Annotated in this window: 15 protein-coding genes; 2 read left to right on the forward strand and 13 right to left on the reverse strand. The window is 40.1% G+C overall.

Translation table 11 applies throughout. The annotated features are described in order from the left end of the window. Positions 1-11 precede the first annotated feature (11 nt). From ACH6EH_RS19275 to ACH6EH_RS19330, 12 genes are all read right to left on the reverse strand, one after another. Positions 12-755: a sugar phosphate nucleotidyltransferase gene (locus tag ACH6EH_RS19275; protein ID WP_397333461.1), complete on the reverse strand. Its 744-nt coding sequence runs from the start codon at positions 753-755 to the stop codon at positions 12-14. Between the two features lie 16 nt (positions 756-771). Beyond that, positions 772-1,182 (reverse strand): GtrA family protein, encoded by a 411-nt coding sequence (locus ACH6EH_RS19280; protein ID WP_397333462.1) that lies wholly within the window; start codon positions 1,180-1,182, stop codon positions 772-774. Next, positions 1,133-2,068: a glycosyltransferase family 2 protein gene (locus ACH6EH_RS19285; RefSeq protein ID WP_397333463.1), complete on the reverse strand. Its 936-nt coding sequence runs from the start codon at positions 2,066-2,068 to the stop codon at positions 1,133-1,135. Before ACH6EH_RS19285 ends, ACH6EH_RS19280 begins: the two co-directional genes overlap by 50 nt. Beyond that, positions 2,049-3,146 carry a DegT/DnrJ/EryC1/StrS family aminotransferase gene (locus tag ACH6EH_RS19290; protein WP_397333464.1) on the reverse strand — a complete coding sequence of 366 codons (1,098 nt, stop codon included), beginning with the start codon at positions 3,144-3,146 and terminating at the stop codon, positions 2,049-2,051. Before ACH6EH_RS19290 ends, ACH6EH_RS19285 begins: the two co-directional genes overlap by 20 nt. A gap of 34 nt (positions 3,147-3,180) precedes the next feature. After that, on the reverse strand, positions 3,181-3,741 hold the full coding sequence (locus tag ACH6EH_RS19295; protein WP_397333465.1) for an acyltransferase: 561 nt from the start codon (positions 3,739-3,741) through the stop codon (positions 3,181-3,183). After that, a complete protein-coding gene (locus tag ACH6EH_RS19300; RefSeq protein WP_397333466.1) occupies positions 3,738-4,139 on the reverse strand; it encodes a sugar 3,4-ketoisomerase in 402 nt (133 codons plus the stop codon). The genes ACH6EH_RS19295 and ACH6EH_RS19300 overlap by 4 nt, the downstream gene beginning before the upstream one ends. 4 nt (positions 4,140-4,143) lie before the next feature. Beyond that, the gene (locus tag ACH6EH_RS19305; RefSeq protein ID WP_397333467.1) at positions 4,144-6,180 is read right to left on the reverse strand and encodes a YfhO family protein; all 2,037 of its coding nucleotides are present in this window, start codon (positions 6,178-6,180) and stop codon (positions 4,144-4,146) included. A gap of 79 nt (positions 6,181-6,259) precedes the next feature. Then, positions 6,260-8,818: a hypothetical protein gene (locus ACH6EH_RS19310; protein WP_397333468.1), complete on the reverse strand. Its 2,559-nt coding sequence runs from the start codon at positions 8,816-8,818 to the stop codon at positions 6,260-6,262. A gap of 19 nt (positions 8,819-8,837) precedes the next feature. After that, positions 8,838-10,190 (reverse strand): mannose-1-phosphate guanylyltransferase/mannose-6-phosphate isomerase, encoded by a 1,353-nt coding sequence (locus ACH6EH_RS19315; RefSeq protein ID WP_397333469.1) that lies wholly within the window; start codon positions 10,188-10,190, stop codon positions 8,838-8,840. Beyond that, on the reverse strand, positions 10,187-13,516 hold the full coding sequence (locus ACH6EH_RS19320; protein WP_397333470.1) for a glycosyltransferase: 3,330 nt from the start codon (positions 13,514-13,516) through the stop codon (positions 10,187-10,189). The genes ACH6EH_RS19315 and ACH6EH_RS19320 overlap by 4 nt, the downstream gene beginning before the upstream one ends. A gap of 6 nt (positions 13,517-13,522) precedes the next feature. Then, positions 13,523-14,812 (reverse strand): ABC transporter ATP-binding protein, encoded by a 1,290-nt coding sequence (locus ACH6EH_RS19325; protein WP_397333471.1) that lies wholly within the window; start codon positions 14,810-14,812, stop codon positions 13,523-13,525. A gap of 11 nt (positions 14,813-14,823) precedes the next feature. Further along, on the reverse strand, positions 14,824-15,615 hold the full coding sequence (locus ACH6EH_RS19330; protein ID WP_397333472.1) for an ABC transporter permease: 792 nt from the start codon (positions 15,613-15,615) through the stop codon (positions 14,824-14,826). Between the two features lie 107 nt (positions 15,616-15,722). Between ACH6EH_RS19330 and ACH6EH_RS19335 the strand changes: the two genes are divergently transcribed. After that, positions 15,723-18,182 carry a Wzy polymerase domain-containing protein gene (locus ACH6EH_RS19335; protein WP_397333473.1) on the forward strand — a complete coding sequence of 820 codons (2,460 nt, stop codon included), beginning with the start codon at positions 15,723-15,725 and terminating at the stop codon, positions 18,180-18,182. 104 nt (positions 18,183-18,286) lie between these two features. Here the strand turns inward: ACH6EH_RS19335 and ACH6EH_RS19340 are convergent, their stop codons facing one another. Next, complete coding sequence (locus ACH6EH_RS19340) at positions 18,287-20,434, reverse strand: hypothetical protein (RefSeq protein WP_397333474.1); 2,148 nt, start codon at positions 20,432-20,434, stop codon at positions 18,287-18,289. A gap of 489 nt (positions 20,435-20,923) precedes the next feature. Between ACH6EH_RS19340 and ACH6EH_RS19345 the strand changes: the two genes are divergently transcribed. After that, entirely contained in the window at positions 20,924-21,280 is a 357-nt protein-coding gene (locus tag ACH6EH_RS19345) for a hypothetical protein (protein WP_397333475.1), read from the forward strand. Positions 21,281-21,391: the final 111 nt, after the last annotated feature.

Raw genomic sequence — 21,391 nt, forward strand, 5'->3', positions numbered from 1 at the left:
CATCGTTCTCCTTAAAGTTTCAATTTGCCCATTTCTTCTCCAAACGTCAAGTCTTTTGCCAGTTCGTTTGCTCGTGCTAAGGAATTGTGGGTTCCGGCGTCTGTCCACCAACCCTTTAGAACATCAAAAGTGAGCTCGCCTTTACTAATATATGCATTGTTCACATCGGTGATTTCTAATTCCCCACGATTTGACGGTTTTAACGTCTTAACGATATCAAAAACCTGATGGTCAAACATGTAAATACCAGTAACAGCATAATCACTTTTAGGATTCTTAGGTTTTTCTTCGATAGAAACAATCTTACCATCATTAAGCTCTGCAACTCCAAAACGGTGAGGATCTTCTACTTTTTGAAGCAGTATTTTCGCCCCTTTGTCTTGTTTTCTGAAATTATTTACAAATGGTGCTATGTTATCTTGGAATACATTATCTCCGAGAATAACCACCATTTTTTCTTGGGCCACAAATTGCTCCGCCAAATCTAATGCCTGAGCAATGCCACCTGCTTCATCCTGAACTTTATATGTAAAGTTGACCCCCATCTCACGACCACTGCCTAAAAGATTCACCACATCTCCCATATGATCTTTGCCTGTGACAATTAGAATATCTTTTACTTCGGCTTTTTTCAATTTCTGGATTCCATGAAATATCATCGGGTACTTCCCTACAGGAAGCAGGTGTTTGTTAGTTACTTTGGTCAGAGGATACAGACGCGAGCCAGTACCTCCTGCTAGAATAATTCCTTTCATGAAGACCTTCCTCTCATTATTTACCTTTGATAATAAACTTTGAAATAGTAAACGTAATAGGGATAGTAACTAATATGACTGCAATAGGTACTATAGTTGGTAAAAAACCCAACTGTTCAACAAATAGGAACACCAGCAGCATACTGATCAAATATTGCACTAGATATATGACCGGAAATTGAATGAATTTTTTGATTTTTACCTTTTCTTTAAATACGAAGATCGAATTCAAGAAAAAAGACAGTACAATCCCTGCAATATAAGATATGGTGTACGATAAAGAATAATTTATCTCGAATAACATATAGAACAATAAATACAATCCATATGTCGCTGCCGTATTAATTCCACCGCTGATTAGAAATTTAATAAATTCTTTATTCATATATCTCATCAACAACATAGGGCGGTCTTGCTCGACTTTCATCTAGAATCCTCCAGAGGTATTCACCAATAATACCAAGCATGATCATAATAATTCCTAACAAGAATGTGATTAAAGAAATAATTGTAGTCCAGCCTTGAAGCTCAATAAGCCCAAAAATAGTACTTACTACAACAAAAATCCCATACAAGAAACTAATAACCGCCGTTATTACACCGATTGTTGACATAAATCTAATGGGTGTGTATGAAAAACTAACAAAGGAATCTACAAAAAGTTTAATCTTTTTTGAGAGCGTCCATCTTGACTTCCCTAACTTCCGTTCTTGTCTGACGTAAGGTATACAATCTCTATCATGACCTAGCCAATAAATCAAACTCATTATATTCGTATTTTTTTCCCGTATTTCAACGACCTCATTGACAACTTGCCGATCTACAAGCAAAAAGTCAAAGCCTCCCTCAGGATAATCCTTCAGAGCGAACTTCCTGAGTAAAGAATAATACGTATTTGAGAATAACTTTTGCGAGAAAGACTCTTCACGATCTGATCTTGTCCCTAGAACAACTTTTTTATCATTCTTCCAACGATCAATCATGTCCTTGAATAGTTCAGGAGGATCCTGTAAATCAGCAGCTATAATTCCAACACAGTCTCCTGTGGTGTATCTTAGACCAGCCTGTATAGCCGACATAGATCCAAAATTTTTACTCAGCTTGACCACTTTAATTCTTGGGTCGCTTTCTCGTTCCTTTAGGAGTAATTCAAAGGATCTATCCTTTGATCCATCATCGACGAATACAAACTCAAATTCACAGTCGGGTATTAGATCCTGCAGCCTTTGCAGTCTAGGAACAGTATGCGGAATGTTTAACTCATTATAATAAATAGGAACCACAATTGAAAATTTAAAGCGGTCTAAATTCATTGACTACCTCCACAACACGCATAACATGAACTTGTTCCATAACTGGACTAATAGGAAGGCTTACAACTTCAGAATGAATTTTCTCTGAAATTGGATATTGGCGACTTTCCCATTCCTTGTAGGCCTCTTGCTTGTGAGGTGGAATAGGATAATGAATCATCGTCTGAACACCCTGTTGGGTCATATAATCAATAAAAGCTTCGCGATGCGCTGTACGAATGACAAATACATGCCATACATGAGAACTTGCTTCAGCTTCTACATGAGGCAGCATGACATGAGGATTCGTTATCTTTTTCAAGTAATATCCAGCGATATCCCGTCTCTTTTGATTGTCTGCATCAAGATATTTTAATTTATTTCTTAATATTGGTGCTTGGATTTCGTCTAGCCGACTGTTATAACCTTTGTAGAGATTTTCATATTTTTTATGCGAACCATAGTTTCTAAGTGCCCTTATAGTTTCATATAGTATAGGGTCATTGGTAGTAACAGCACCTGCATCTCCTAAAGCTCCTAAGTTTTTGCCGGGATAAAAACTGAAGGCTGCCGCATCTCCCAAGTTACCGGATCTTGCATTCTTATACATTGCCCCATGAGATTGAGCGCAGTCTTCAATAATTTTTAAATTGTGTTTTCTTGAAATAGAATGTATTTTTTCCATATTACATACTTGACCGTATAAGTGTACAACTAATATCGCCTTTGTCTTAGGCGTGATACTAGCCTCTATCTTTGCCGGGTCAATGTTGTAAGTTAACAAATCCGGTTCAACTAGAACAGGGGTAGCTCCGTTGGCAGAAACAGATAGTATGGAAGCAATATATGTGTTTGAAGGAACTATTACTTCATCGCCTGGACCTATGTCATAACCTCTGATTATTAATTCAAGCGCATCTAATCCATTGGCAACCCCCACAGCATACTTTGTCCCACAGTATGCTGCAAACTCTTCTTCAAACTGAGTAACCTCTTGTCCCAGAATGAACCAGCCTGATTGCAAGACCCTCTTCACACTGTTTATAATCTCATCTTCATGTCTTAAATTTATCTTTTTTAGATCAAGAAAGGGAATCATAGTAGTTCACCTAATTTCTGAGTTTATAAGTAGCCTATTGTATTTCCTCGACATTACCATTAGTTATTACGTATTTTTTACCACATGCAACACAGCTATTATCCTTAGTTAACTTTTCGCCGCAGTTACAGATATAAGCTTTGAATCGAGCGGGATTGCCATACCATAATGTATTGTTGGGCACACTTTTACTAACAAGTGAACCGGCGCCAATCATAGCATACTTACCGATTTTAACTCCTGCAATAATGGTTGAGTTTGCTCCAATTGAGGCCCACTCTTCTATTATTGTTTTGGCAAACTCTAATGGGTATTGTTTAGATCTTGGTCTTAAATCGTTAGTAAATGTCACATTAGGTCCTATAAATACGTTATCACTTATTCTCGCACCATCCCATATGTAGACACCTGATTTCACAGTAACATTGTCTCCCATGATAACATCATTTTCAATGAAGGTATGGTCATTTATATTGCAATTGGATCCAATCACAGCGCCTCGCAATACATGAGCGAAAGCCCACACTCTAGTTCCAGCTCCCACTTGTTCCGATTCAACAATTGAATGAGTATGTGCAAAATAATCTTTGGTCAAGTACCATACACCTCCAAAAATTGATTGTAATCTCGAATATAGTCTTCAGCATCATACAAATGTGAGGATAAAACCAAAAGTACACAGTCAGGCGAAAAATCATACATTTCATGCCAGTCATTCGGCTCTAAAATCAATACTTTAGTAGGGGAATCCAGCTCAACTTCGGCAGTTCTTACTGTATTATTCAAATGTACCTTACAACTCCCAGAGACAGAAATCAGTGCTTGCCTGGTTTTATAATGTGCATGAAATCCTCTTCGCACACCAGGTGAGGTACCATAAATATAAAAAACACGCTTAATCTCAAAAGGAATCGTCTTAAATTCTTCGATAACTGTGAGAAGACCCCGATCGTCACCTAATTCTCGAATATCAATCATTCTTGAAAAATCCATTGGCTTATCTCCTTGCTAATCTTGGTTTTATAAACTTAGAGGAAACATTTATGACACCGTATAGAATCAATAATATCCAAGTTATAATTGAGATCCAAGCTGTAAGAATTGTTCCTTTCGGTTTAAATGCAAAAGATATATCATTAATACCCCTATCTACTTTGACTCCCATTGTACCGTCGTCTAGCACCATAATATTGTCCTTTTTGCCGTTTACAGACACTTGCCAGCCCTTGAAGTATGACTGTTGCAGTATTACAAAACCTGATTGTTCGGAATTCAGTTCAACTTGAAACTTGTTCGGACTATAAACTATTGACTCAGGTATAATTTCAGGTTTACTCTCACTTGAATTCATCTTAAAAGAATCATTATCAACGAAAAAAATCACAGGATCTCCTGGACCTGGCAAGCCATTATTAATTGCACTCTTACTAAAATTCTGTAATTCAAAACTTCCAACATAACCGCCAGTTTGAAACTCTCTTGTGAAGATGGTATGACTCATCGTCACAGGACTAGGCTCTATATAACGATTATCAATTTCCACTTCTTTCTCACCTGTGTAAAGCGTTTGAATTTCATTGTTGTAAGAAACAGGCCGATCATAAGTTCCAATAGTAAAGGATTGATTTCTAACAATCCCTAAGTAACTAAAGAAAATTGTAGCTAAACAAACTATCAATAGGCTAGTTCTTTTGAAATTGATAACATAAACAACAATAAGTAAAGCGATGATTGATAAAGCTAACTCTAAAACGGTATATCTAGGAATCATAACAGTCTGAATTTTTAATATATTAACTAGACATAAAAAGCCGAAGATGAATATAAATAAATAGCAAGAAACGTTCGCCAATTTCTTTAACAGATGATTATACTCTTTATTCAACTTATAAAAATTATACATTGCAAAAATAGTAATGTAATAGAAGTAAAGGTACCGAAAACCGGCTGGGAATCTAAAAGAACTGAGGCTCGGTATTAGTTCATATAATAATCTGTAAAATGGAGTATATTTCCCCATAACAAGTAATACTGCTACAATAATCAAGACTACAATTTTCCACTCATCTTTTTTCTTTGGTATTCTTGAAAGCGAAAGTAAGAGTACGGGAAAAGCGATATATACATTCGTCATTGATAGATTGATATCAAACCTAGAAGCATGGATTATTTGAGTTAAAGAAGGGGTTACAGCTCCGAACCAATACCAGTAACTCAGGGAAGATCCAGTAGCCAAATCCCACGATAACGATCCTCTAGTAATATAATTTACAACTTCTAAAGTAGTATAAATCCCTACTAATCCTACTAAAGAACATATCACAAAAGCTAAGAAAACATGTATAGTGTGTACGCTTAACGTTTTCAAAACTGTGCCTTTAACACTATATAATCTCTTCATATCGAAAATATATTCAATTAGGATAAACAGTGCGCTAACAAAAAGGAAAGGTGGATAATTATTTAATATAAGTAATCCGAACGATATTCCTATTAGGATACTCCATTTAAAGTTCTGCACTTCAACCCACTTCCTATATGAGAAATGCAGTAGTGGGAAGACAACCATAGGTAATAGGAAGGTTAGATGCTGTGCATTACTGACAAACTGACCACAGGTAGCATATGCTAAACCACCCGTCATTGCCAACCATGGATTATTAATCATACTTTTAATTGATAGATACATAAATGAAGCTGCAAGTAATATTAGTATTATGTACTGGATCTGCATCATATACTGTGTAAATCCAAGCGCCCCTAGTATTATAGTTATTGGAGACCATACCGATACTCCAATTAAATGTGAAAGTGGTACACCTCTCAATGAAAACGGCTCCCATAAGGGTAACTCACCATGCTTCAATGAATCAGATATTGAAACAGATAACGGAAAAGCAGCATCATAGACATCCCATTTTAACCACAATTCCCCTACTAGGACTGGTGAGTATATTATAAGTAGAGCAAACACCATGAAAATATAACTAATGGCTATTGAACGTTTATGGAATAATATTTTGATTCTTTTCAAAGAAGCACCTCACTCATAGCAGCAAATCATTCCTTAATGAATTAATAATTTTGCAATTAATTAAGACGAGACGAACTAATTATTTAATTTCCATATTCCTTATCAAAACACTCAACTTTCTGGCATCCTCATTAATCCCAGCTTTTTTTGGGATAAAATGTTTATTTGTACTGATTTCGAGTTGGAAACTCCCAACTGGGAGATTTTCATAATTGATTCTAAAATCACCCTTTTGGAGTCTCCATTCCTTAGATGGCCTATTATCAATTTGTATTTTTAGAATTACTTCATTAAGCACATCTGGAACGGTCCCCTCAATGACTAATGTGCCTCCGCTATCAGATATGAATGTTCCAACCGCAGAATCGGATACCCACCTAGCAGTATTTTCCCAATCGTACCAACCCTCACTCAGTATGCCGTCATCAAAAATTGTTGTGCTCCCTTCTGCTTTAGTAATAGCTTCCTGTGTTACTTCCAGCAGATAAAACTCACGTGCATCCACTAATGTTGTATCCGATGATTTCTTCAGTTCATTAATGATACTTCTCACTTCAGGAAAGCCTTCAATTCCGCGTTTTGGGAGGATAATGTATTTAACATTAGCCCACAGCAGATATTGTTTAAAGTTTTCAATTGAATTAAATATCTCAAAATTCCCATACCTAGAGCTCATGTGAGGAACATCTTCAAATCTACAAGATAATTGATTCATTATTTGTTCATCACCATCTTGTCGTAAAAAACCTATGCAGTTTGATGTCTTAGATTGATCTTTCAAATATTGTTCAATTTCTAATAAACCGTTTTGCTCAAATAATTCTAACTTCTTATCATAAGACTCAAAATTGCTACTTGTTAACTCGCCAGTGAACTTTGATGTACCCCAACTCCAAGAAAAGTGTGATACAAACATGAGCGACAATTGGATAGGGATAAAGAACGATAATGAAATCATAATTATTTTTTTGTTTATTTTCGGTAAGCACTCAATTATTGAAACAAGCGCTACAGTAGCCAGAATTATAACAGGAATGTAGTAATTTCCGTCTCCTCCCTGAGGCAAGCTATTGATACTGTATATCCCTGAGATAAATACAGGTATAAAAATTAAAAACAATTTAATTGAACGATAATTTATTTTCCGATGGAATATAATTAAAACTATTAATACAAGGATCCATATATAAATATATAAGTTACTTGGCCACACCATGATATAGTGTGTGTAACCTTCAGGATTGAAAATAATTTTCAACCAATGAGACAAAAATTCCTTATCTTCACTTAGCACAAAGTTGTCAGGTCTTTCAAAAAAAAAGCTCTCGGAGTTAAATCCCAATAACTTCCATACATCTGATAAAATCGGATAAAAGGGGTATCCTGTCAATTTATAAGTTCTAAAACAAATTAATGTTACAATACCTATTGAACTTAATATTATGTATTTCCATAATATGCGGTCAGGTTTCTCTACTTCAATTACCCTACCCTTTTTTCTCATAACATTGAATATGAGCAGTATAGAAAACCCTGTAAATAATAAGGGAACATACATTAAACTTGTAATTTTCCCTCCTAGGGACAAAATACCACTTGATAAACCATAACAAATTGATGTCCAGCTACGATTGTTTAATCCTTCCCAAAGAAAAAAGGCTGCTACTATTAAAAAAAAGGAAGAAAAAATATCGGTTTTTGCTGTTGAAGCCATATTTGAAATTGCCGGTATACATCCTAACAAGAAACCTACGAATAAACTTGTTTGCTGATTGTTTGTAATATTCATCATGAACAAATAAATAACTATCATGAGAAGACTATACAGCACTATATTAGCGGATAAAATAAAGCTGTAATCACCTAAATTAGATACAGGAAGATAGAACAGTTCCATCAATTTAGGATAAAAGTGTATAGACATAATCATTCCTAAATTATCAAAAAAGGAGCCCCCACCAACCAATACTTGTTCTGGCCTTAATCCATACCATAACGAATCATAATCTAGGGCTCTGTTACTTTTAGCAAACTGAATCATCACCAAAGAACATATAGCAACAAAACTAAATTTGTCTTTAGGGGATAATGTCCCTGCTCGTTTAAACACATGAACAGTCAAAGGCAAGTTAGGTTTTATAATACTTAATAAACCTAGTAAAGTTGTCATAACTCTTAAATCATCGAAGCTACCATACCCTACTAATGAACAAATTAACGCTATGATACACCAAGTCATAAAACCTATCAAAAATGCTTTCAAATAATTCAAAAGCGATCTTTTGCTTTTTGCTTTTGTCTGAATAAACAAAACACTAAAACCTATAGATATGATCATTTCAAAGTAGATAACAGATAATGCCGCTGGCAACAATACTTGATGTAACTGAAGATACACCATAATCAAACAAATAAATAACATTCTTACCAGTATACTTTTAGAGAAGTTAAGTAAACATAAAAACATTGAAATCCCGAATAATGCAATTTCTATAGCCCCATGTACTGTTTCAGGTTGAACAATATGCCACTTATAGACATCAAACAGTATATTTTTAAATGAAAAAAAATTAAAAATCAAACTTAATAATACAATTAATACAGCAAATATCGCATTCTTAATGTTTATAGTTTTCATTAGCCCTTATCCTCATCACTTAATTTCTCACTACGTCATCTTCCCCCACATACTCACCCACCTGTACTTCAATCAGATGAAGGTTGATTTTACCAGGGTTTTCAAGGCGGTGCTCATCACCCATACGTATGAATGTTGATTCATTCGTTCTTAAAAGTCTTTGTTCACCATTAACTGTTATAAGCGCCGTACCACTGACAACAATCCAGTGTTCGTTTCTATGATAGTGTTTCTGAAGTTTGGTTTTATGTCCTGGTTTCACGACCACTTTCTTTATTTTGTAGCTAGGCTCGGCATCAAGAATAGTATGATGACCCCAAGGCCTGTAAGCAGTTACATGAGAATCACAAAGATCTGAATTTCGCTTTCTCAAATCTTGTACAATTTCTTTAACTTTATGAGATGATCCTTTCCTAGATACTAGTAATGCATCAGCCGTATCCACAATAATAAGATCATTTACATCAATTGCAGCAATGAGCCGATCCTCACTTAAAATAAGATTATTGGACGAATTGAGACCCATATAATTATCCGATACAGTATTTCCTTGATCATCTTTCGGGAGTTCATCATAAAACGATTCAAAACTCCCCATATCAGACCAGCCAATATTAGCACTAACCATCCTCACCAATTCACTTCGCTCCATTACTGCATAGTCAATGCTATCCGAAGGTATTGAATCCATATCCTCCTTACATATTCGTATCGTGTCATAATGATTTTGTGCACCCTGAAAAGCAGCTACTGAAGCTTCGTATATTTCTGGCGAGTGTCTTTTTAGCTCTGATAAGAAAACCCCTGACTTAAACATAAACATGCCACTATTCCAATAATAATTGCCTTTGAGAATGTATTGTTTAGCTGTGTCCTCATCAGGCTTTTCTTTAAATGATTTTACATATCCACCCTCAGCTTCAATATATCCATAACCGGTCTCCGCGTATGTTGGATGAATGCCAAATGTAACTAGATGGTCGGTTCTAGCTATTTTCTCCGCCTCTTCAATGCAGCGTGCGTACTCCTCTTCATTTCGAACAATATGGTCGGACGGAGTTACAAGTACTAGCTCCTGCTCATCAAGTGACAAACAAGCCAAAGCTATTGCAGGCGCTGTGTTTCTACCTATAGGTTCGAGTACAAACTTCTCTGCATGACCATTTATTTCATCCAGGTGATCCAGAGCTAAAAAATAATGTTCTTCGTTGGAGACTACTATCGTTTTATCGCAGAACGATTGATTTCTTTCTACAGTCAATTGGAATAGTGAACGGTTTTGGATCATTTTATTAAATTGCTTTGGAAATAGTGATCTTGATAACGGCCATAACCTTGTGCCATTCCCACCACATAAAACTACATTTATCATTTAGCCGTCTCCTGAACCATCATATCTAATGATAAGATGTTTTTTGCTGACTCCAGTGTGAAGTGTTCTTTTACATATGATTTTGATCGGATAGAATACTCCTCCCACTGATTTTCAAAAGTGTAGAGATTAATAACTGCTTCAGCCAATTCTATAGGAGTGTCAGATATGGACATTACATTATCATTCTCAAGCAAACCTTCTGCTCCGATGCTAGTCGTTACAACAGGCACTTGATAATACAGGCTTTCTACCACTTTACCTTTTACTCCAGCGCCAAATCGCAAAGGAACAACAACCACTTTAGATCTTCTATAATACCCTTCCAACTCTTCATCGGTTACAAATCCAGTAACTATTATATTTTTTTTCGATTTCTCTTTTAATTCATCAGGTGGATTAGATCCCACAATAAATATCTTCAGATCCGGGATGGACTGAGTAATTGACGGAAAAATATCATTCAAAAACCACATGATCCCGTCATAATTAGGCTTGTGGTTAAATCCCCCGACAAACAACAGGTCTTTTCGTTCGTTAAATCGCGGAATATTATGATGTTCGCTATATAGCGATTCATACGGGAATAAAGGAATATTTCGGATAGGTTTATCAGGAAATTCCCTCTTGAGAACCTCCTGCTCGTATGAGCCTACAACGTGAATAACATCCGCTTTCTCAAACAGTGTGAATTCGATCTCCTTCCATTCTTCCGAGGATTTTAGAAGACTTAGATTCTTAGTCAGTTCATAGTTTCTCAACTCACGAATATAGTGAAGATCATGACCAAAGTAAATAATTTTTGCATTTGTGTGTTGTTTGAAAAGATCTATATACTTAATCGATATATGCGGTCGATTCAAATAAACGTAGTCAATGTACTTTCCGTTCGTTTTAATCCACTTGTTTATGTTCTTCGCATAATCGTTCCCATATAGCACTTCAACCCCCATCTGTTGGAGTTCACTAGTGTATGGTTCATGACGAAAAAAGTTGTCTCCTATAAATACAACGTGAAACCCTAATGACACCATGAGTTTAATGTAGAAGTAGGTACAACGACCACCTGCATCTTTATCGTAATGAGGCACGTAATGATCAACAATTACTACGGTCGGCTTATTTCTTGATCTGTCCCTAGCCCAGAATACATCCTCACTATTCGGAAAATGTTCAGAATTCAACACTTGGCTCCATTTTTCAAAAAACTTCATTTTATTGTCAATCTGGTACTTTTTCACACCGCTATTGGTGTCTGTACCATGTGAAACCCCTTCAAAATGGACGATTACGGATTGAGGCTGAAATACTACCTTATAGCCTAGGTTTCTCACTTCAAATGCTAAGTCCGTATCTTCGAAATAGGCCGGAACATACCTTTCGTCAAAGCCGCCAATTTCTTTCCAAAGTGTATGACGAATTAATACGGCTGCGCCTGAAATATAATCCACTTCTTTAATATAGTTATATTCTGCTTTATCGGGGTCATCCAATCTACCGTAGTTCCAACCGCTAGCATCATTCCAGATGATTCCGCCTGCTTCCTGCTGACGCCCATCGGGGTAAATCAGTTTGGATCCAACCATACCTATAGAAGTATCTGATTCAACGAGACCTACCAACGAGCTCAACCAACCTGGTTGAACATTAGTATCATTATTTAAGAAGAAGATATACTCTCCTCTTGCTTGTTCAGCTGCATGGTTACAATTCAGCAGGAACCCTCTGTTTTCACCATCTCGGACAACAGTCACATTGGAAATAAAATTACCAATGCGGATGGTTTCATCAGTAGACATGTCATCGGCCACGATAACTTCATAGGTCACATCAGAAGTGTTCTCTTTGATTGAAAGTAAACAAGAATATGTATATTCCCATTGGTTAAATACAGGTATAATGATAGATACTTTAGGGTTTTTGTATGGTTCAAAATCTATTTTATTGAAGTCTAATTCATTAAATAATTTTATTTGCCGACTCGGTTTATGCTCCGAGTGCCTTTCGAAAAAATCGTTGATTCTATTTTCAAGCTGTCTGCCATCTTCAGCCTTTAAATAGTATTTGAATTTTTTGAAATTTGTTTTATTCATCTTACTTAAAAATTTTGATGGATTTTTAAAGACTTTAAAAGCTAACTTTGCTATAAGCCTTCTCTTGCTTTTTAATGGGAATACCCAGTCTCTCATCTTATAGTAATTTTCTAAGAGCTTCCACCCTCCAGAATTGTATATGTTATGCAGTTTACGTTCTTGTTCCAACAGTTGTTCTATGTGCCTTTCTAGATTAATAGTGAGCGTGGACTGTTCTTTATATTGGCTCAGCTCTGTTTGAAGTTCATAATTTAGCGACTCAAATTCTTCAAGTTTCTCCATAAGCTCTTGATTTTGCAACTCAACCCTAACTCTTTCTTTTTCTTGTTCATTATTTTTGCTAACTTCTCTCGTCAATAATTGATTAGCCTGTTCTAAAACAGAAGCAACATTATTTATTTCTGTCTTTAGTTGATGCGCATTCTCAAATTTTTTACGCAAAAAAGCAATTTCCTTATCTAAAGTACCAATATGATTATTACGTTCATCTACCTCATCTTGGAGCTGCAGAATCCTGTCTGTCATAAAATTATATTTCCCCTTGTATAACTTCACAGAATTCAGACTAGGTGCGTTTGTTTTGACATCTGAACATACTGCGATCATATATTTCTCAAAGTCGTTGTTAGAATTATCTAAGTTAATATAACTAGCACTGTTATCGTCCATATGGTTAATCATTGCAACGACTTCGAAATTTTGAGAATAGTGAATTACGTAGTTAAAACTCTTGTTAAGCAAACTGTCGAATTCTTCTCTATATAATTCCTTTACATGAAAGGGATTTAAATAATTAGGAATATCACTATAGTATTTTTTATTAGGTGTTGAAATAATAAAAATGCCGTCCTGTTTGAGTACTCTCTTAATTTCTAAAATGAAAGATTCTTGTGAATCTTCATCCATATGCTCAAGTGTCTCAAAGGAGACTACAACATCAAAGTAACACTCTTTGTATGGCATGTTTTGAACTTGAGAAGCTTGAAAGTGAAGATTTTCGATTCCTCTGTAATTTCGCTTGGCCAACTCGATTGTTTGTTGATCAATATCAACTCCATGAACTTCTCGGGCAGAAGTGGAGAGCAACCTTGCTCCGTATCCTTCTCCACAAGCAGCATCTAAAACCACTTTGCCTTTAATTAGCTCTTTTATTGAGTTGTATCGCTGCATATGTTCTATTTCTACATCTTCATCTGTTTGATCAGGTATATAACGTTCACCAGTAAACTCCATTACATTTTACCTCCCGGTCAACACTTTAAAGGACACGTCTTGCAATAATACAATCCCACTCAAACCTTCATATCCCTGAGGAAGGACTTCAATAATAGAAGCATCATGGACCCAACTATGCTGCTTATGATCCGTCTGTGTTCCAGACGCTATTGCAGGAGAAACTGTGTACTGCCCATGATTAATATACGGAAAATCAAATTCGAATCCAAAAACATAATCAGAACTTGGTTCAAGACAGCCGATTTCCTCGCCTAAAATATAACTGTTGGTCTGAGTGATTACATTCCCTAGTCTATCTTTAATCGTTACTCCGATGATTGGGTTCTCTATCCGCAATAACACATCAAGTTTAATTAAAATTGAAACCGTCTCCCCACATTCAACGACCATCGTTCTTTCATTAGTCTTAGGGTCAACAATTGCCATGCCAGTGATAATTGCAGTTTCGTCACCCATAATATCCAGCTGGTTTGAGAATGGGGCTATTACATCCAGTAAATCACTTGCGTTCGTCCCCTGCTTATTGACTGAATGAACAGAAAAATCGTGCCCTCTATAAGATGCCCCAATCATAAATGCCTGATATTTTTTTGAGATTTCTTTTGGTGTTCCCTCATCAACTACTTTGCCTTCATTTATCCATATAACGCGATCGCAGTATTTATTGATTACAGCCATATCATGCGATACAAAAATAACCGTTTTGTTTTTTTTCAGTTCATCAATTTTCCTGAAACACTTCTGTTGAAATCTGATGTCGCCGACGCTTAAAGCTTCGTCAACAATTAATATTTCCGGGTCTACATTTATTGCGACTGCGAATGCTAATCTGACAAACATCCCACTAGAATATGTTTTTACTGGTTGATGAATAAAATCACCAATCTCAGCAAAACTCAGAATTTCTTCCAATTTCGACTCAATCTCGTGCTTAGAGATTCCCATTATTGTGGCGTTCATGAATATATTCTCCATACCCGAGAGCTCAGGATTAAAGCCTGCCCCTAGTTCAAGAAGAGCAGATATTCTTCCGTTAACTTCCATATATCCATTAGTAGGTGTAAGAACGCCTGTTATTATCTTTAGTAAAGTTGACTTTCCAGAGCCATTTTTACCGATTATACCGAGGCACTCATTTTGTTTGATATTGAAGCTTATATTATCTAGGGCCTTAAATGACTGATGCCGCGATTTTCTTAATATGATTTCCTTTAGTCTGTCGGAAGGTTTTGAGTAAAGCTTATACACTTTGGTTACATCAGATACTTGTACAGCCCATTTTTTTTGATCCATAACGACTCCTTTTATATCACATCAGCAAAATGTGGCTGTAATTTTTTGAAAATCTTATATCCGAATACTAGTAGCACTGCGGTTATTGTCCAAAAATACAATGTAAGCAGTGGTTCCTGCCAAAACCATGTTTTATATATAAAAGCATTTCTATATCCGTTAGTTATATAGTACATAGGATTTAATTTAAAGAAAAAGTGCAGTTTTTCCGGGACCATAGTTAGTGGATAAAAGATCGGTGTCAGCCAAAAGCCAAATTGCATAAGCATAGCTACGATTTGCGCAGTATCCATAAGGAATAAAACCAAAGAACTCGTTATCCAGGAAATTCCTAGAACTAACAATATAGAAGCTAACAGGTAGTAGATAACTTGAATGTTATAAATCGAGAATCCATAACCATAAATAAGAAACATCGTTACTAAAAACACCAAAAAAAACAAATGGACGAATAGAGCAGATAAAATCTTAATAACAGGTAAAATATCCAATTTAAAAACTACTTTTTTCACCAAATAATTATTATCAATGATGGAGCTTGTTGAAGATTGAAAAGCATCTGAGAAGAAATTCCAAGGTACCATAGCGCAAGAGAGCCACAGTATAAAAGGGACGTCATGAATCGGTGTACTACGAAAACCTACTTGGAATACAAACCAGAATAAAAGAATGGTAATTAAGGGCTGGATAAAAGCCCAAACCATGCCCAAATACGAACCGAGATGTCTTTTTTTAAAATCATTTATTGTAAAACTTATAATTAGCTCTAATTTTTCACATAGGTTGTCTTTCATGGTTACCATACCTCTACTATTTACTATTTATTAACAAGGCTTTCATCAAATAATTTCGTTACTAGATGACATATGGTAAAATATTGTCGTATCTCACAAAAAGGAGAATGGAAACTTTGTCTAAACCAGTATACGGTAAATCGACCAAAAGGTCGATAGAAGTCGAACAACCCTCTGCGCTGCAGTGGGTGTTAATTATTGGCATGGTGATTTTCTTGGCATGGACTCCGTTTCAGACGGGGCTGTTTAATGGTCAGATGCTAGATTTTGAGAGACCAATCTTCTGGGCTGCGATTCTGGCCTGCGGGATAGGTGTGCTGTGGTTTGCAGCGTATTTCAAACAGGTCCGTTTGGAGGATCAGCGGGATTGGCTCGCGGTCGCGGTGCTGCTGCTGCCTTTGAGCTATGTGGTGTCGCTGGCCGGGGCGGCCTCGCATTATTTAGCGATGAATATGGTCGTGATCCAGGGTGTGCAGGCAATTCTGTTCATTACGGGTCTGTATCTGCTGCGGCATCCGGTGGGGAATCGGATCATTCAGGCTGCGATTATGGCGGTGGCTTATCTGATCGTTGGTTTCGGGCTGCTCCATTGGTTTGGCCAAGGCAAAACCGCCGGTGCTATCGCACAATGGTTCTCTAACACGGTAGCGAACGGTATTTATACGAATGCGGTCATGACCGACTCGAACGGATTACGTCTGACCTCGGTCTTTCAGTACGCAAATACATATGCGGCTTTTCTGATGGCCTTTTTGTTTGCGGCGGTGTTCTTTATCACCTCTTCCCGCAAAGCGTATGCTCAGGCCTTTCACAGCTTCATGCTGGTTCCCATCATAGTCTCCCTGCTGCTGACGCTCTCCCGCGGGGGACTGGTAATGCTGCCGGTGGCGTTCGTGCTGCTGCTTCTGTTCCTGAAGCCCGCCCAGCAAATTTTGTGGATGGTGCATTTGGGGGTGGCCGGGGCAGCCTCGCTGCTCATCTCCAAACCGGTGACGGATTTGGGCCTGCAGTTAAATGAAAGCTTCAGCGGCAGCGGTGCTCTGAAGGGCTGGGGATATGTACTCGGCGTTTCTGCACTTGTCGGGCTGGTCGGCTGGGCCATTCAGCGGTATGCTGCTCCAGTACTGGAGAACGCTTTTCACAAATGGAGTGACCGCAAAGGCTCCACACTCTGGATTCCCATCGGCTCAGTGGTGCTGGGCGGTCTGCTGATCGCGTTGTTCATTGGAACGAGCCTCAAAAATCTGCTTCCGGATAACCTGAGCACCCGTCTCGACAATATTAACTTCAACCAGCACAGTGTCCTGGAGCGCTTTACGTTCTATAAGGATGCGATGAAGGTGGTCGGTGATTATCCGATATTTGGAGCAGGCGGCGGTGCCTGGGCAGCCCTGTACGAGCAGTACCAGAACAATCCGTATACGAGCCGCCAGGCCCATAACTTTTTTCTGCAGTATTTCATTGAAGTGGGCATTGTCGGGTTCCTGATCTTTATGTCCTTTATCCTGTATATCTTCTATAAATATATCCGCGGTTATTTCAAGTCAGGTGAGGCGCAGCAGCGCTCGCACTTCTTATATATGATCGTGGTGCTGTCGATTCTACTGCACAGCATTCTGGACTTTAATATGAGCTATGTGTTTATCGGCATTCTCGTCTTTCTGGGCCTTGGCGGTATGGCGGCGGCGATGGATCACCAGCCGGTCACCCGGCTGAAGCTGTCACCTTCGACGGCCAAAGGGGTGTATGCCGCGCTGGCGGGGATTGGACTGATCCTGCTGCTTATTACGTCCATCCGGTATGTACAAGCCAGCAGCGCAGCGCTGGATGCACGTCAGGTCGCCAAGACCAGCACCTCTTTCGAAGAGATCAAGACAGTTCTGGAAAAAGATCTGAAGATCCGCTCCAGCCATCCGGATTCTGTACTGCTTCTGTCCTCTCTATATTCGACAGCATACCAGCAGACCCAGGATGAAGGATTCTACAGCCAGCTGATCGCCCTGTTGAATGATGCTCTGGAGGATGAGCCCTACAACAAAGCGATGCTGAGCCGCCTGATGCAGGCGTATGAGCTGAAGGGCCAGCAGGACAAGGCTTTTGCGCTGTTAACGAGCCACGCCTACAAGTTCAACTGGGATATCGAATGGCATGAAAAAATCATCAACCAGGCCTTTGAGCTGGGCTATCAGTCGCTCGGCGCCGGGGCTCTGGACGCCAAGGACAAATATTTCAGAGAAGGGATCGCTACGTTCCGGCATGTGCAGGAAGGCGTGGAGCATTTGAAGACGCTGCCGGAGGGGCAGATGCAGGGACGCCCATTTGAAATTACGCCAACCATGATTCTAAACGCCGGCAAAATGAATTATATGATAAACGAGCCTGAACAGGCTTCGTCCGTGCTCGCCCTGGGGCTGCAGGAGGATCTGTCACAGCCCCTGCAGCAGGATATTGCCGCATGGTATCTGGCTGCTCTGCAAAAGCAGGAGCAGGGGGATCCCGACCTCATGAATAAGCTGAAGCAAGTCGATCCTACCGCTGAAGAGCGGATTCAGAGCTGGTCACAGCTGCAATTCTAGATCACCTCTGAATAGAGAACAGCTTTCCGGGGCTTGCGGAGGCTGTGCTTAGGAAAGAGCAAAAACCCACCGTAAAGGCTGCGTGCCTTCGGTGGGTTTTTGATTTATCCATCGACCAGCTGCGGGCTGCTGCGAATGAGCGCCTGATGATCCCACAGCTGCTTGCGCAGATTGGATTTGGAGCCTTCAATCTTGAAGTGTGGCACGCCGCATTCCTTGGCGATCGGAACGCAGCTGCCTGTGGCGTCATGGGAATTGGCGCTCAGCAGCATAAACAGGGCGTTGGCGCGGCGCAGGTGAGGATGTACTCGTTCGGCACTCCGTCCCGTGTCATGGACCAGCTTCGCTCCGGTCTCTGCGACGACAGACTCGAACCACTTGGCCAGCCCGCCGATGATCACGATGGTACAGCCTTCCAGGTAGCGCTCCGGCTCTTCTTCCCGGGTCATCTTGGGACGGCTTGCAGGACGCGCTTTGACAGCATGGTCTGTCTGAGGCAGCTCGGCTGCTGTGAACAGCTTCGACAAGCGCGCATACCGGCCATCCACTGCCACATTAAACAGACAGGGATCGCCGTCCTGCGGATCTTGGATCGCGACATCCTTTTCGTGGATCGGAAACCGCAGCTCCTCATTGTTCACGTCTACACAATAGTATGTAAAATGCTCGCCCAGCTTCACATAGCCCATAAACTGTTGGACAGGCGCCAGCGAATCATCACCCTGCAGGAGCAAACGGATATAATACGAGGTCGTTCCGTCTTCCCGCTGCTGCGGCTCACACTGCACCTCTGCTTCATGCTCCAGCCCGATGCTGTTCACCATGGATTCCGTAATATTGAAGGTCTCTCCGTGCTCCAGCACGATATACCCGCCATGATCTCGCCGGTAGAAGGTGCCGGAATAGAACGGGGCACGGTCTTCGGGAGCGGGATCGTCCTGAGTTGCTGAGGGGTCCGGAGTCTCTTCAGTTACAGGTGAAGCTGCTTGCTCTGGATCGCGGTCTGGCTGGGGGGCTGACTCTGCCTGCTCAGTCGCCGGGTGATCTGCTGGAGCCATATCCTCTTGAAGCCATGTCTCGATCGTATTCATCAGGAGCATGGTGCTGCTAATTCTTTCACGCAGGCTGACTCTGGCGGTGGGATCTTGAACCTTGGCCACATCCGCGAAGTACTGACCTGCCTTCTCCTGAAAAAACTGCAGGACCTGCTCTGCGCTCAGCTGAGGCCGGGACCGGCTTCTTACTTCCTGCTCCAGCAGCTTCATCTTACCCTTCAGCTCATCCAGCTGCTCCTGGCTCTGCGACTGAAGCCGGTGCTCACGCTCCTGCTGCTGCTCCAGCCCCTTGTTCAATTGCCGCAGTTCACTCTCCAGCTGCACCTTTGTCCGCTCCAGGGCGTAGCCTTTCTTCTTCTCTTGCTCCAAAGCCTCTTCCAGTGCGCCCAGTCGTCCTTGCTGCTCCCGGGAACGATGCTCCAGGCCGGAATATAGCTCAGAGGTGCGCTGATGACTCTTCTCCAGCAGTCTCAATTGCTTGCGCAGCTTCTCTGCTTCCAGCTCCGCCTTCTGGCGAAGCTCCCGTTCTTTGGCCACCAGCGCCTTGCCTTTCTCCGATTGAAGAGACGCTGTGATCTCCGAAACGCTTGTCTGTTCCGCTCCTAACGCTTCCGGGTCTGTTTCCGAAGCTGCTGCCGCTTCTTCGGCTTCCGGCGCTTCGCAGGTGCTCGCGATGAGGCTTGCCGCCGGCGTTATGGCCTGCTGCGGATGGGGACTCGCGGGCTCTGTATCCAGCTCCGCCAAGCGGTGCTGAATGGACTCATCCTCGATCGGGAAAAAACGCAGGGACCAGTAGTAATGCCATTTCCCATACTGCTGCACCAGCTCGCTTTCAGCTTGCAAATGCCCTGTCGCTTGGCTGGAATCCGCATCCTTCAAGAGCGGCAGAATCATGGGCAAAATAGAGCGGATCGCTTTGACTTTCTCATTATTTTTACTTATACGCATGCGTAGAAGCTGCATAAAGGTTGCGTCTGGGAAGGGCTGATGCTGGGGGATTTTAATCTTAATATTCAGAAAATCAACCATAAATTTCTTCTGCTTGTCCGTCAGTTCACTTAATAGCAGCTGAAATGGCCTATAAGGAAACGGCTCGGCCAGCTGTCTCATGAGGACGTGCCTAAAGGGTTCTGCTTTGTCGAGATCCATATCATCCGGAATCAGGCTCATGAGCCTGCCTGCGAGTTTATGCTTCATAATCTGCCTCCAATCCCAAATTTATAAAGGTCCTAATATACACGGAAAGCACCTCAAGTTAGACGGTGCCTACTTCGAGATGCTTTATCGAAACTTGTATCGATCTTCTATTGTGTCCATTATATTATAGGATTCCTGCTGATGAAAGGGGGGCCTTTTACAGCCCATTTTACAGTTCATGTTTCTGTTCTGCACACGAGCTATATTCGTAAAATTCGACATATTTTGTCTATTACTTTCAGTAAAAACATGGTAATATATAGGCTCATGGTCTTAAAATATACTCAATCGCAGCGAATTAATAGGTGTATAGAACTATTATTATTGATAATTTGCTTATATGCGCATTGATTTATGGATGATTCAAAGCGTATGGAAAGCGATGAAGCACAGGCTGTGCTCTTTTAGCTAAAGACCGGCACCGATATTACCGTTACCTCATTATTCGTAACGTATAATATAAATTGTTCATCATCAGGAGGAGTCTGAATGCTAGTCAGCAAGATTATCCATCGCTTCACATCAGGTTTATTGGCAGTTGTGTTATGTGTAATGTGTGTATTGGGAGGCGCCGGCCACGCGAGTGCAACGCCACAGCAGTCTACTACGTTCTCCCTGTCCACCCCCCTAATGTACTACAACGCTGACGAAGAAATGACGCTGGTAGTCGGATTAACGAACATGGACGCCCTCGATCCGCTCGGTTTTTCCCAATTAATGTTTCAACTCAAGTTCGATAGCTCGGTCTTTTCTTATTCGGATTATACGTACCCGGATACTACTCAAACGATGAAGTATTTCCACGAGGATTACACCGTTACGGATACATTATATCAGGCCTGTTGATTAACCACTAAATGGTAGAAAAAGAGCCGTCAACCCGATAAAATGTTTGTACCCCTACAAACAATTGGGAAGGTGACGACTCCATGAAAAATACTAACACGATTCTTCCCA

Source organism: Paenibacillus sp. JSM ZJ436, from assembly GCF_044383795.1.
GTDB lineage: Bacteria > Bacillota > Bacilli > Paenibacillales > Paenibacillaceae > Paenibacillus_AQ > Paenibacillus_AQ algicola.

Coding starts and splice junctions, on each gene's coding strand:
- ACH6EH_RS19275 (WP_397333461.1), bottom strand. CDS start 755: ATGAAAGGAATTATTCTAGCAGGAGGTACTGGCTCGCGTCTGTATCCT.
- ACH6EH_RS19280 (WP_397333462.1), bottom strand. CDS start 1,182: ATGAAAGTCGAGCAAGACCGCCCTATGTTGTTGATGAGATATATGAAT.
- ACH6EH_RS19285 (WP_397333463.1), bottom strand. CDS start 2,068: ATGAATTTAGACCGCTTTAAATTTTCAATTGTGGTTCCTATTTATTAT.
- ACH6EH_RS19290 (WP_397333464.1), bottom strand. CDS start 3,146: ATGATTCCCTTTCTTGATCTAAAAAAGATAAATTTAAGACATGAAGAT.
- ACH6EH_RS19300 (WP_397333466.1), bottom strand. CDS start 4,139: ATGGATTTTTCAAGAATGATTGATATTCGAGAATTAGGTGACGATCGG.
- ACH6EH_RS19310 (WP_397333468.1), bottom strand. CDS start 8,818: ATGAAAACTATAAACATTAAGAATGCGATATTTGCTGTATTAATTGTA.
- ACH6EH_RS19315 (WP_397333469.1), bottom strand. CDS start 10,190: ATGATAAATGTAGTTTTATGTGGTGGGAATGGCACAAGGTTATGGCCG.
- ACH6EH_RS19320 (WP_397333470.1), bottom strand. CDS start 13,516: ATGGAGTTTACTGGTGAACGTTATATACCTGATCAAACAGATGAAGAT.
- ACH6EH_RS19325 (WP_397333471.1), bottom strand. CDS start 14,812: ATGGATCAAAAAAAATGGGCTGTACAAGTATCTGATGTAACCAAAGTG.
- ACH6EH_RS19330 (WP_397333472.1), bottom strand. CDS start 15,615: ATGGTAACCATGAAAGACAACCTATGTGAAAAATTAGAGCTAATTATA.
- ACH6EH_RS19340 (WP_397333474.1), bottom strand. CDS start 20,434: ATGAAGCATAAACTCGCAGGCAGGCTCATGAGCCTGATTCCGGATGAT.
- ACH6EH_RS19345 (WP_397333475.1), top strand. CDS start 20,924: ATGCTAGTCAGCAAGATTATCCATCGCTTCACATCAGGTTTATTGGCA.